Genomic DNA, 12,780 nt, shown 5'->3' on the forward strand with positions numbered 1-12,780 from the left:
TTTTTGTTTTATCTAAATAAAGACCAACAACCTATAAATGGTCGTATTTAACATTAAATATGAAAATGATCATTATCAAACATAAGTCATACGAACCTCTACATTTTTCGACAAGATCTTTTATAGTTCTCCAAAACCAAACACAAAGGTACATTTTGCCTATTCTTCCATCATATTCAACGTGGTATGCTGATCTTGCAACAAAATTTAACAGAAAAGGGAGAGAAAAGAAGCATGAAGAAGTTTTTGAGCAAGTCGCTTAGCTCTGTTGTATTTTTCGCTTTAGCAATCATTCTTACTTTCACAACAGTAGCTCCTGGGCAAGCAAATGCTGCAACGTTCAAAGGGATTCCTTTTGAACAGCAACAAATCATTAAAGAATTATTGGAGAAAAACGAGCGTGTGATCAGCATTCTCATCAATTCATTTGTTGAGGAAGACAACAACTACACATTCGATACTAAGAAAGCTGTTGAGCTTGGTCTTACTGAAGAAGAAGCTGCTGCTGCTGAGAAGTTCTTAGATCGTGCTGCTGTTCTAACAATCGTTTTCAGTGAAAGCATCTCTAAAAACGAAAAAGGTAAACTAGTTTTTGATGCAAAGAAAGCTGTTGAGCTTGGTCTTACACAAGAAGAAGCTACGAAATTTGAAAAACTTTTCAATTCAGTGATCAGAATTGTTGATCTTGCTGGCGACGCACTTGTTCTAGACAAAAAAGGTAACGTTGTAATTGATTCAAAAATTGCTAGAAGCCTTGGTTTCAGCACAACTGAATTACTTGTGATCAACCAAATGCTTAAGAAAATTCCACAAGAGCAACTTAAAACTTTCTACGATGCAGTTCAACTTGCAAAAGAAAAGTTAAACTAAGTGCTAAACCCCATCTGGTTAAACCAGATGGGGTTTTTTTATTTGAACCAATAGAGAATGATCATCAATACATACACAATCCCAAACACAAAACATGCTCTCACTAACAGTTTTCCGTAATAACGTTTTTCAAATTTCCGCTTTTCTTCATCTTCATCCATGGACAGGATCATCATATCATCTGTAGTCTTAATGAAAGGGATTGGCTCTTTCATTTCATGATAAAGTTGATGACACTCTTCACAGGAATGCAGGTGCTTTGTCATGAATTGATTTGTATCTGCACTACAGTCCCCTTCTATATAAAGTGGTAACAGTTCTTTCACTAAATAACAGCTCATTTATTGAACTCCTCACAATGTAACTTTCGTTTCAGCTCTAACCTGGCTCGATGAAGGGTTGTTTTCACTTTAGATAATGTCCAATTTAAAATTTCGGCTACTTCTTCATATGACAATTCCTGAATGTCTCTTAAAATGAGCACATCTCTGTAGGATTCTTTCAGTTGATTGATATTGTTCCACAACCTTTGAATGTCCGCTTGCTTTTCAATGTGATCTTCTGGTGTGATAAAGACCTGTTGCTCCATCAGATCAAAATCTTCTATCTCAGTAAAAGACCGTTTCACTTTTCGTCGATAATCATTGACAAACGTGTGATATGCAATGGTATAAAGCCATGTTTTAATACTAGAATGCCCTTTAAAAGAAGATAGCCCATGCAAAGCTTTCATAAATACATCCTGTGACAGGTCCTTGGCCGTTTCCAAATTCCCTGTCCGGCGATATAAAAACTTTGTGATTTCTTGATAATGCTCTTCATATATTTTTTCAATTTGATCATTTGGTCTAGACATTAAAAATAAAACCACACAGTCATCCAAATGGATAATAAGATAAAAGAGACATACAACGTAAAAATGAATCCTTTCATGCGTTTCATTTGTTTGTAATCATGTTGATCTTCCGATCGCTCTAAGGAGCATTCTTTTCTCACGAAAGAATACCCCCATTGCTCCTCATGCTTTTGCATCCAACTGCTTGCCTCGTCACCTAATTCCCCTTCTTGATATAACTCATATAAGTCTTGAAAGATGGCTTGTTTTTCTTTATCTGTCAAAACGGTGCACCTCTTTTGTTTGTCCATTTACTTCATAGATTTCACGCTCGTTGGATCCGAATGTTTGAATGATCACAAACCATGAAACTCTCCGTTCTCCTTCTTTATTGGTCATGATCACTGGTTTTATTTGTTTTTTGTAGATCGTATATGGTTGATACTTATTCAGTACCTGCTGGTAAATCAAATCACGATCTCGATTTGCGACCGTGTACGGAATAGTGGCATCTGAGCGCCAGTGCAAATAGATTCCATCTATATCTCTTGATATATTCAATACATGGGAAGTTCGGTCAAATGTGTACTGCTTATCGTTGTCTGAACCTGATTTCTTCACTACTTCTTCTGGTTTACCACCCATCATCTTCATCAACATACGGTCACTGATTTTCTCTTTTTTCTGTTGTATGACAGAGTTCGAAAGCTGTACATTCAGCAGTTCTTTTGTTGATCCATTAAAATAAAAGACAGATTGGTCTGCAGTTGTCACACGTACTTCATGATTCCAATCAAGAAAAATATCATAGATACTAGTGATCTGATGGGCAGCCGGTTGAAGATCGAGTACTTTATAAGCTCTCTTTATCGTGTTTGCTATGTCTTTTTCTGTTAAGTTCATTCGGTTGAAATCCTTCAATTGGAAAAGGGCGTTCTTATAATCCGCTTCTAGAAGCGTCCCCTTTTTCCAAGTAGCAAACCCAAATTGATCATCATGAGACATTTTCGACAAAATGACGACGCTCGTCTTCCCACCTTCTTTTTCAATCACTATATCAAAGCGATCTAGATTAACGGATCGTCCGCTCTTCTCGAAAAATTCAATGGTTTTTTTCTTATATTCTTTATCGGTGAGTTCCTTTCCGTTTACATCTCCCCGATATGTATAATAATTTAATTCACCTGTAAATGCAGATATACTTACTTCATACTCATCATTCGCGAACTCATGTGTATAAGCAATTGACTCTTTATCTGCCAACAAATATAAATTCTGATCGGCGGGAACAAATTTAGCCGCTATCTCTTTCGCGCTCTTTGCTGATAGAGGTGGCTGTTCATCCAAGAAATGATCTGCTATTTCAGATTTGGTGAATTGGAAAAACAGATGTGGAGCATTCATGATTGGATTCAGTAACAGGAGAAAAAAGACGACGATACATCCTGTTCCCCACTGTCTCCATCTCAGTTTGTCCTTCAATAAAGCACATAACAAATCAATCGTCATAAAGCTTCCTGCAGCTGTCACAATAATTACAATCGATTTCAGCGAAGATTGAAGTTGATTCTGTCCAGTAGTAGGATAAAAAATATAAAGCAATACAGCTGAAATCAATCCATAGAACAAAACCAAGTCCTTCCACTTTCGATGCCAAAACAAGCGGAAAAACAGATACAGAAGGAATGCGGAAAATCCACACGTGAGAGAAATCCAGATAAGGCCGCTCCAAACGATTCCAATATCACCGCTAGAATAGAACAGTTTCGTTTCAGCTAAGATCATAAACACAGATTGACACAAAGGCAGAAGTAAAACAGATAAGTCAAATGTGAAGAATACACCCTTATTTTTTAAATACGGAAGAGCAATCACATAATATAGTGATGCAAGCAACACATATCCATAAATGAGAAATTGCATAAAATCCGTTAGGACTTCAAACGTTTCGATGGCATACTGTTTGGCCATGACTTGGTGAGTCATTTCTAGCGTGATTCCAGCTAATAATATAACTCTTAATACAACCCCTGCATAAAATAAATAACGACTTTTCTCTCTTTTCCACAATGGGAGTGTGATGAAGACAATAAAAAGAGCAAGAACACACCATTGAATGATCTTCATGCTGTACTCACTTAAAATAAAAAATCTTTCAAAATGGAGTGATAAATCACTAAATAAATCTAACATCTATACACAATCCTTTACATCAAATTAAGGCCTCGTTCGTATAGACATTTGCATGACCAAAAAGTTTCATAAAAACCAAAAAATCACTTCATTTTCATGAAGTGATTGTTCTTACGATCTATTTTCACTGCCTTTTATGTAATCGTGCAATATTTTCTTGCAAATAGATGGATTGCCTGCCATTAAGCTGTTTTTATCAAGAAAGCTAAGTGGTTCTCCGTGAATATTGGAGTACACTGCTCCTACTTCCTCAAGCAATACGCATCCGGCTGCGTAATCCCATGGTGCAAGCCTTAAAGTGACATAAGCATCACTTCTACCGCTTGCAATGTAGGCGAGCTCAAGTGCAGCTGATCCGATGGTTCGTGTCCCCCTTACATCGCGCACGAGACGCGCGAATGGTCTGGCATCGAAATGAGGGCTTTCAATGGCCCATGTCGGGTTAATACCGACAATCGCTTTTTCAATTGTGACTTCTTTAAGAGGGGGTAGCGAGAGATCATTCATGTACGCCCCTTTTCCTTTCACTGCGTGGTACAGTTCGTCATGAATCACGTCGTAGATCAAGCCAATTTTTCCAATGCCATCTTCAAATATCCCAATTGAAATGGCAAAGTTGCGCTTTTGATGGACAAAGTTCATCGTGCCGTCAATCGGGTCTATGATCCAGACAATGCCTTCAAGCGTTGTCACTTCTTCTTCCCCTTGGCCTTCTTCCCCTAAAATGCGATGATCTGAAAAGGTCGACTGAATTTTTTCAATGAAAAAACGTTCTGTTTCTTTATCAATGTTTGTCACAAGGTCATTTGGATTTGATTTTGTTTCAATTGATAGACCTTCCTGCATGGATGCTTTTATGCGGCTTCCCGCTTCTTTTACCCATTGTTTTGCAAGACGGTCTATTTCCACCCAGTTTGTCATCAGATTGTAAACCTCATTTCTATGTATCACCTATTTATATTAGCATACTGATATTATGTACGTAAAAGCAAGAAAAAAGCAGCTTCATACAAAAACGAACCGATGAATTGGTTCGTTTTTCCCCCACCTTGTTTTACCCTTGTAGCTGCTCCCATTCTTTTCTCAGACGCTCCAGTTTGCGTTTGCTTCGCTCGATTTGCATATCATCTTTTTTCTCGATGGCTTCATGAAGCGTAGAAAGCTCATAATCCACTTCTAATCTCCATACAGCCATGCGATTCTTCTTCTCTAGTCTATACCCATGCTTCACGATTTGCTTCATTGGTCAATGCCCCCTCCAGAGAATGATTCATTCCTTGACAGTTTCCATTGATGAAAGATTCAAATATAAGAAAAGTGGTTCTTGCTTATATCGTATGAATCGATCGCATAACCGCAACGACATTCTGAAAATTGTGTTTTTACCTATTTATTATGTACCTCAATATAGATGTTTTTAAACGTAAGATCGCGCCCCACTCATTCTGTCTAATGATGGTGCATCTTTTTTTGAGGTTGTCGAAAGCTATGATAAAATATGATCAGCAAGAGGATACAGGAGGCATAAGATGAGTGAGATTCGTTTTAGAGATGAAGATTTTGAGACATTCACAGTGGATGGTTTAGATGAAAGAATGACTGTACTAAAGGAAAGAGTTCGTCCAAAGCTTGAGGCGCTAGGGGAACATTTCGCTCCAACGCTTTCTTCGATCACAGGGGATGAGATGTTTGTTCATGTCGCAAAGCATGCGCGAAGATCAGTTAACCCACCAAATGACACCTGGGTCGCTTTCGCCAACAGCAAGCGCGGCTATAAAAAGCTGCCCCATTTTCAAATTGGGCTTTGGAAAACCCATGTATTTGTTTGGTTTGCGCTCATTTATGAGTCTCCAGTAAAAGGTGAGTATGGCCAATTATTCGAGAAAGAGCTAGACACCATTCGACAAAAAATACCCCAGCATTTTGTTTGGTCTAAAGATCATATGAAGCCGGATGTTCTGCGCCATAGCGACCTTGACGATGAACAGCTAAAAACATTATTTGAACGGGTTCAAACAGTGAAGAAAGCTGAACTTCTTTGTGGGATTCAGCTCCCTAGAGAAGAAGTCGTTCAAATGAATAATGAAGACTTTTTATCAAAAATTGAAGAGGCCTTTCAAACGTTAGCGTTCTTATACCGCTTCACTCAAAAAGAATCTATTTAAAAAAACGAGCCTTAATGGCTCGTTTTTCACATGCGTATAATGGCTGTTTCCTCTGCCTCTTTTGCGCTTTTCACTGTCCGATAAGGAGAATACCCGCTCCCTTTCTCAAAAGCCGCACAATGCGTTTTTTCCTCTGCTTTAGACGGTACAACCTCTTTAAAGCGTTTATAAGCATCTACTAATTCTTTTTTTGGTATTCCAGTTTCATAAGCCTTTTCAACGGCTTGAAAAAACGTAATCACAGCAATCTTTTCCTCTGTTGTCCAGTCGACATCCATTGGATACTGATATTCCATTACTTGTCCCTCACTTTACATAGCTCTTTCAATTTGAACTTCTATTATAGCATTTTCTCTATTCAAAACCGATTGATTTTATGCTTTACATTCCGATCAGTTCATAATATAATTCTTTTGTTTTATGCAATGAAATCTGCTGTTTTCGGCACAATAAGAGCAGGTATTCCGATAAAGGTGGGAAAGCAATTGTCACAACATGATACACCCTTATACACTGGATTAAAAAAACACGCAGCTACCAATCCGGTCCAATTTCATATTCCAGGTCATAAAAAAGGCGCTGGAATGGATCCAGAATTTAGAGCATTTATTGGAGACAATGCATTAAGCATTGACCTGATTAATATAGAGCCTCTCGATGATTTACACTCACCACGAGGGATGATTAAAGAAGCACAAGAGTTAGCAGCCGAAGCATTCGGTGCAGACCATACTTTTTTCTCCATTCAAGGAACTAGCGGCGCCATTATGACAATGGTCATGACGGTTTGTGGACCTGGAGATAAAATCATTGTCCCGCGTAATGTTCATAAATCCATTATGTCTGCCATTGTATTTTCTGGAGCAGTTCCTGTTTTTATACATCCTGAAATCGACAAAGACTTAGGCATTTCACATGGGATTACACCAGAATCAGCAAAGAAAGCACTCATGAAACATCCTGATGCAAAAGGACTCCTAGTGATTAACCCGACGTACTTTGGCATTTCAGCTGACTTAAAAACGATCGTGGATATTGCCCATTCATTCGATGTGCCTGTTCTTGTAGATGAAGCACATGGCGTGCATATTCATTTCCATGATGAGCTACCCCTCTCTGCTATGCAGGCAGGTGCCGACATGGCCGCAACAAGTGTCCACAAGCTTGGGGGTTCTCTGACACAAAGCTCTATTTTAAATATGAAGGAAGGGCTTGTTTCAAAGGATCGCGTTCAGTCCATTTTGAGCATGCTGACGACAACATCGACTTCTTATTTGCTCTTAGCATCACTTGACGTTGCGAGAAAACGATTGGCAACCGAAGGCAAAGCATTGGCAGATGAAGCCATTCGTTTAGCTGAAGCCGCGAGAAAACGATTGAATGAAATTGACGGCATTACATGTATCGGTAAGGAAATATTGGGCTCAGCATCCACTTACGATTATGATCCGACAAAATTAATTATTTCCATTAAAGACCTCGGGCTGAATGGTCATGATGTAGAGAAATGGCTGAGAGAAAGTTACCGAATTGAAGTAGAACTCTCTGACCTTTACAACATTTTATGTATCGTGACACCTGGTGATTCCGACGAGACGATTGATACGCTTGTATGTGCGATGCAAGAGATTGCAGCCGCATCTACACGAGATGGAGAAAAACAGGCGGTCACAGAAGTGTTACTTCCTGAGATCCCGTCCCTTGCGATGACGCCACGTGATGCTTTTTATGCCACCACTGAGGTCATTCCATTTCAAGAAGCCGCCGGACGCATCATTGCAGAGTTTGTGATGGTGTATCCACCAGGAATTCCGATCTTCATTCCAGGTGAAATTATTACAGAAGAAAACATTTCGTATATATTCAAAAATATAGAAATTGGTCTTCCAGTCCAAGGCCCAGAGGATTCAACCTTAAAAATGATCCGAGTCATTAAAGAACAAAAACCGATCTTATAAAAAGAAACATGCAGCCCCAAATGATTCGGAGCTGCATGCTTTTTTATTTATTCAGAGGCTTCATCACAGCAATGACAGTGACCACATGTTCCGTAAAGTGTCGTCACTTTTTCATTCTCAAATTGATCAATGGTTTCATTGCAATTCTGACAAATAATTGTACCCACGTGACATTCCCCTTTTCTATACTCAAAATTTGAAAGCGTTTCATCCATTTCTTAATTCTATAATATGATGTCATAATTGAGTTGTCAACGGTTAATTGTATGACACAATGAATCATTTTTCGTGAAATGTGCTTTTTTATGAACAGATTGAGAGAACGTTTCAATTGTATTTTTCTTCATATCAATTCTGTAACAATTGAGTAACAAACGAAAATTGTCAAAAAAGACATGTTACACTAGAGTCACTAACAGGGAATTCACTCCTAAATAGTTGGTACAACCCCAAATGATTTTGAGGTGAATAGTTTGTTTTTTTGGAGGACTCTTCTTATTTTCCCCATGCTCTTTGTACTTAGTTCATGCACATTTTCGTATATCTTACCGAATGAGACAAACCCAGTCAGTCATATTCAAAAGCCAAGGATTCTCTTTTTTACAGATGCAGAAAATCTTGATAAAGAAAGTCCCTATTATGATGCGGTATTGGATTTAAAAAATGAGTATCCTAAGGAAATGTCAAAGATGATTGTAAAAGAGGATCGGAAAGGCTGGAAAGATGAAGTGGATGAGCTGCCGGCTATTTTGCTCATCAATCAAGAAAAGGTCATTGTAAAGGTTGAAGGGGATGTCCGCAGTAAAGAGGATATCGTATCTCCCTTAGGTCATGCATTAGATCGTGTGAATACGAATTAAAGAGTTTACTGCACTTATATCATCTCTATGAAAAACCCCCTCATATTATGAGGGGGTTACTTGTTCATTATTTTACGATATGGATTGGGCTTCCGATTGCAACTTCAGCCGTTTCCATTGTGATTTCACCTAAAGTTGGGTGTGCATGAATTGTCATTGCGATGTCTTCAGCTGTCACACCAGCTTCAATTGCAAGGCTAAGCTCTGAAATCATGTCAGAAGCGCCAACACCTGCAATTTGTGCACCGATGACTAGACCATCTTCTTTGCGAGTGATCATTTTCATGAAGCCATCTGTTGCATCAAGAGAAAGTGCACGTCCGTTAGCTGCGAATGGGAATTTCGCTGCAACGATCTCGATTCCTTCTTCTTTTGCTTCTGCTTCTGTATAACCAACTGTTGCAAGTTCTGGCTCAGAGAATACAACAGCAGGAATACCAAGGTAATCAATTTCAGCTGGCTCTCCAGCGATTGCTTCAGCCGCAATTTTACCTTCGTAAGAAGCTTTGTGTGCAAGTGGTGGACCTTCAACGATATCACCAATGGCAAAGATATTAGATACACTTGTACGGCACTGTTTATCAGTTTTGATCACGCCACGGTCTGTCAATTCAACACCTACTTGCTCAAGACCAAGCTCATCAGTGTTTGGACGACGACCAACTGTCACAAGTACGTAGTCAGCATCAACTGTTTTTTCTTCACCTTTTACTTCAAATGTAACTGTGACACCATCAGACGTTTCATTAACGCCTTTTGCAAGAGCTTTTGTATGGATTTCAACGTTTCCTTTTTTCTTTAGGTTACGTTTTACCAAAGAACTCATTTGCTTTTCAAAACCTGGAAGGATTTCGTCTCCACCTTCAAGGATGACAACTTCTGTTCCAAAGTTTGCATAAGCCGTTCCAAGCTCAGTACCGATGTATCCGCCACCGATCACAACTAACTTTTTAGGTACTTCTTTAAGAGCTAAAGCACCAGTCGAGTTGATCACACGATCAGTGTATTTGAATGTAGGCAATTCAATTGGACGTGATCCAGTTGCAATGATTGCATTTTTGAATGTATACGTTTGTGCTGAATTTTCATCCATTACACGTACAGAGTTGCTGTCTACGAAATAAGCTTCACCTTTTACGATGTCTACTTTATTTCCTTTTAGAAGACCTTGAACTCCACCTGTTAATTTGTTCACAACAGAAGCTTTCCACTCTTGAACTTTTGTAAAGTCAACTGTTACGTTTTCAGCTTTGATTCCCATGTCTTCAGAATGCTTCGCATTTTCAAAACGATGGCCAGCATTGATTAACGCTTTTGAAGGGATACAGCCCACATTTAGACATACACCGCCAAGCGTTCCTTTTTCAACGATTGTTACTTTTTGTCCAAGTTGTGCAGCACGAATCGCAGCTACATAACCACCAGGACCTGCACCGATGACAAGAGTATCTGTTTCGATTGGGAAATCTCCTACTACCATGACATTACGCCTCCATTAAAATTAATTGTGGATCATTCAGTAAACGCTTGATGTGGTTAAGAGCATTTTGCGCTGTAGCACCATCAATCATACGGTGGTCAAAGCTTAGGGAAAGAGCTAAGACTGGCGCTGCAACGATTTCACCATCACGTACAACTGCTTTTTCAGCGATTCGGCCAATACCAAGGATCGCTACTTCTGGGTGGTTAATAACAGGTGTAAACCATTGTCCACCAGCAGAACCGATGTTAGTGATTGTGCAAGATGCACCTTTCATTTCAGCTGGAGCCAATTTACCATCACGTGCTTTAGTTGCAAGCTCATTGATTTCGCTAGATACTTCGAAAATTGCTTTGCGATCTGCATTTTTCACAACAGGAACAAGCAAGCCTTTTTCAGTGTCAGCTGCAATTCCGATGTTGTAGTAATGCTTTTGAACAACTTCGTCTGTTTTATCATCAATAGACGTGTTCAGTACTGGGTACTTTTTCAAAGCAGAAGTTAGAGCTTTAACAACGTACGGCAAGTAAGTTAACTTGATTCCTTGATCAGCTGCAACTTGTTTGAATTGTTTACGATGTGCAACAAGGTTTGTGACATCTACTTCATCCATTAATGTAACGTGAGGAGCTGTATGCTTAGAGTTCACCATTGCTTTCGCGATTGCTTTGCGGATTCCGCTCATTTTCTCGCGAGTTTCTGGGAATTCTCCTTCTAGAACTGGAGCTGCTGCCGCTTTTGGAGCTGCTGCTTCTTGTGCACTTTCAGCTGCTTGAGGTGCTGCTTCTTGAGCTACAGAACCACCATTGATGAAGCTGTCGATATCTTCTTTTAAGACACGGCCATTTTTACCAGTACCTGCAACTTTGTAAATTCCAACGCCTTTTTCACGTGCATATTTACGTACAGATGGCATCGCGATGACGCGTTTGTTTGGATCAGCATCCACTTGCTCTTGAGCGCCTGCGCCAGTTGCTGCTGGAGCATCTTGTGCCACTTCTTTCTTCTCTGGCTCATTACCAGATTCAGCAGTAGCTTGAACTTGCGCTTCAGTTTTTGCTTCGCCTTCATCTTCGCTGCCTTTAAATTGAAGATTTTCATAACCAGGTGCGTCAAACGTAATAATTGTTTGTCCTACAGTTGCAACTGTTCCCTCTTCAACTTTTAATTCTAATACTTTTCCTTTTACAGGTGAAGGAATTTCTACAACTGCTTTATCATTTTGTACCTCTGCTAAAACATCATCTTCATTTATTTCATCGTTTGGTTTTACAAACCACTTAACGATCTCACCTTCGTGGATACCTTCTCCGATGTCCGGAAGTTTAAATTCAAATGCCACTGTTTTCGCCTCCTAGATTTGTTGTGTATAAATACACGATTAAGATGTAATTGATAAAGGGGAAGAGAAATAAATTCTTTTCCCCCACTGTCATTTAATTAAAATTCAAGAACTTTCTTAGCTGTTTCAAGCACGTCTTTATGGTTTGGAAGCCATACAGTTTCAGCTTGAGAGAAAGCAAATACAGTATCAGGTGCAGCTACACGAAGTACTGGTGCTTCTAGGCTAAGGATTGCTCTATCGTTGATTTCAGCTACTACGTTTGCAGCAATACCTGCTTGTTTTTGTGCTTCTTGAACCACAATCGCACGACCTGTTTTTTCAACAGAAGCAATGATTGTTTCAATATCAAGTGGGCTCACTGTACGAAGGTCAATGACTTCTGCAGATACGCCTTCTTTTTCAAGCTCTTCAGCAGCTTTAAGTGATTCGTGAACCATTGCACCGTAAGTGATGATTGAAAGATCTGTTCCTTCACGTTTCACGTCAGCTTTACCGATTTCAATTGTGTACTCTTCTTCAGGAACTTCCTGACGGAAAGAGCGATAAAGTTTCATGTGCTCAAGGAATACAACTGGATCGTTGTCGCGAATAGCAGAGATCAGTAATCCTTTTGCATCGTAAGGTGTTGAAGGAATAACAACCTTGATACCTGGTTGCTGTGCTACAAGACCTTCTAAGCTATCAGCGTGAAGCTCAGGTGTATGAACCCCTCCACCAAATGGAGAACGGATTGTCACTGGAGAGTGCCAACGTCCACCAGAACGGTAGCGCATACGAGCCATTTGTCCAGATACAGAATCTAATACTTCGTAAACGAATCCGAAGAATTGGATTTCCATTACTGGGCGGAATTCTTGTAGTCCAAGGCCAATTGCAAGACCGCCAATACCAGATTCAGCAAGTGGAGTATCGAATACACGATCCTCACCAAACTCTTTTTGCAATCCTTCAGTCGCACGGAATACGCCGCCGTTTAAACCAACGTCTTCTCCGAAAACAAGAACGTTTTCGTCATTTTTCAGTTCTGTGCGTAACGCATCAGTGATCGCTTGAATCATTGTCATTTGCGCCATG

The 12,780-nt window shown here is 39.6% G+C and carries 15 protein-coding genes; 4 read left to right on the forward strand and 11 right to left on the reverse strand.

The annotated features are described in order from the left end of the window. The first annotated feature begins 234 nt into the window (after window positions 1–234). Window positions 235–870, forward strand: a complete 636-nt coding sequence (locus AB1K80_RS02090) for a hypothetical protein (protein WP_412854962.1) — start codon at window positions 235–237, stop codon at window positions 868–870. A gap of 38 nt (window positions 871–908) precedes the next feature. On the opposite strand, the gene AB1K80_RS02095 is transcribed toward AB1K80_RS02090, so the two are convergent. From AB1K80_RS02095 to AB1K80_RS02120, 6 genes are all read right to left on the reverse strand, one after another. Beyond that, on the reverse strand, window positions 909–1,211 hold the full coding sequence (locus AB1K80_RS02095) for an anti-sigma factor family protein (protein WP_412854963.1): 303 nt from the start codon (window positions 1,209–1,211) through the stop codon (window positions 909–911). Beyond that, window positions 1,208–1,726 (reverse strand): RNA polymerase sigma factor, encoded by a 519-nt coding sequence (locus tag AB1K80_RS02100; RefSeq protein WP_412854964.1) that lies wholly within the window; start codon window positions 1,724–1,726, stop codon window positions 1,208–1,210. Before AB1K80_RS02100 ends, AB1K80_RS02095 begins: the two co-directional genes overlap by 4 nt. Then, window positions 1,726–1,989 carry a hypothetical protein gene (locus tag AB1K80_RS02105; protein WP_412854965.1) on the reverse strand — a complete coding sequence of 88 codons (264 nt, stop codon included), beginning with the start codon at window positions 1,987–1,989 and terminating at the stop codon, window positions 1,726–1,728. Before AB1K80_RS02105 ends, AB1K80_RS02100 begins: the two co-directional genes overlap by 1 nt. After that, entirely contained in the window at window positions 1,979–3,898 is a 1,920-nt protein-coding gene (locus AB1K80_RS02110; protein ID WP_412854966.1) for a hypothetical protein, read from the reverse strand. The genes AB1K80_RS02105 and AB1K80_RS02110 overlap by 11 nt, the downstream gene beginning before the upstream one ends. Window positions 3,899–4,009: 111 nt before the next feature. After that, window positions 4,010–4,819 (reverse strand): inositol monophosphatase family protein, encoded by an 810-nt coding sequence (locus AB1K80_RS02115; RefSeq protein WP_412854967.1) that lies wholly within the window; start codon window positions 4,817–4,819, stop codon window positions 4,010–4,012. Window positions 4,820–4,952: 133 nt separating this feature from the next. After that, window positions 4,953–5,141, reverse strand: coding sequence for a hypothetical protein (locus AB1K80_RS02120; protein ID WP_412854968.1), 189 nt, complete (start codon window positions 5,139–5,141; stop codon window positions 4,953–4,955). A gap of 286 nt (window positions 5,142–5,427) precedes the next feature. Between AB1K80_RS02120 and AB1K80_RS02125 the strand changes: the two genes are divergently transcribed. Beyond that, window positions 5,428–6,063, forward strand: coding sequence for a DUF1054 domain-containing protein (locus tag AB1K80_RS02125; protein ID WP_412854969.1), 636 nt, complete (start codon window positions 5,428–5,430; stop codon window positions 6,061–6,063). A gap of 26 nt (window positions 6,064–6,089) precedes the next feature. Here the strand turns inward: AB1K80_RS02125 and AB1K80_RS02130 are convergent, their stop codons facing one another. Continuing rightward, on the reverse strand, window positions 6,090–6,359 hold the full coding sequence (locus AB1K80_RS02130) for a UPF0223 family protein (RefSeq protein WP_412854970.1): 270 nt from the start codon (window positions 6,357–6,359) through the stop codon (window positions 6,090–6,092). A gap of 189 nt (window positions 6,360–6,548) precedes the next feature. On the opposite strand from AB1K80_RS02130, the gene AB1K80_RS02135 reads away from it, so the two are divergent. Beyond that, window positions 6,549–8,021, forward strand: coding sequence for an aminotransferase class I/II-fold pyridoxal phosphate-dependent enzyme (locus tag AB1K80_RS02135; RefSeq protein WP_412854971.1), 1,473 nt, complete (start codon window positions 6,549–6,551; stop codon window positions 8,019–8,021). Between the two features lie 47 nt (window positions 8,022–8,068). Here AB1K80_RS02135 and AB1K80_RS02140 read toward each other — a convergent pair whose 3' ends face one another. Then, window positions 8,069–8,188 carry a GapA-binding peptide SR1P gene (locus tag AB1K80_RS02140; RefSeq protein WP_412854972.1) on the reverse strand — a complete coding sequence of 40 codons (120 nt, stop codon included), beginning with the start codon at window positions 8,186–8,188 and terminating at the stop codon, window positions 8,069–8,071. Window positions 8,189–8,710: 522 nt separating this feature from the next. Between AB1K80_RS02140 and AB1K80_RS02145 the strand changes: the two genes are divergently transcribed. Beyond that, a complete protein-coding gene (locus AB1K80_RS02145; RefSeq protein ID WP_412854973.1) occupies window positions 8,711–8,881 on the forward strand; it encodes a hypothetical protein in 171 nt (56 codons plus the stop codon). A 67-nt stretch (window positions 8,882–8,948) separates the two neighbouring features. Here AB1K80_RS02145 and lpdA read toward each other — a convergent pair whose 3' ends face one another. From lpdA to pdhB, 3 genes are all read right to left on the reverse strand, one after another. Beyond that, on the reverse strand, window positions 8,949–10,361 hold the full coding sequence (gene lpdA, locus AB1K80_RS02150; protein ID WP_412854974.1) for a dihydrolipoyl dehydrogenase: 1,413 nt from the start codon (window positions 10,359–10,361) through the stop codon (window positions 8,949–8,951). Between the two features lie 4 nt (window positions 10,362–10,365). Beyond that, entirely contained in the window at window positions 10,366–11,703 is a 1,338-nt protein-coding gene (locus tag AB1K80_RS02155) for a dihydrolipoamide acetyltransferase family protein (RefSeq protein WP_412854975.1), read from the reverse strand. Between the two features lie 98 nt (window positions 11,704–11,801). Further along, a complete protein-coding gene (pdhB, locus tag AB1K80_RS02160; RefSeq protein ID WP_412854976.1) occupies window positions 11,802–12,779 on the reverse strand; it encodes a pyruvate dehydrogenase complex E1 component subunit beta in 978 nt (325 codons plus the stop codon). Window position 12,780: the final 1 nt, after the last annotated feature.

This window comes from Bacillus sp. 179-C3.3 HS, assembly GCF_047229225.1.
Lineage (GTDB): Bacteria > Bacillota > Bacilli > Bacillales > Bacillaceae > Bacillus.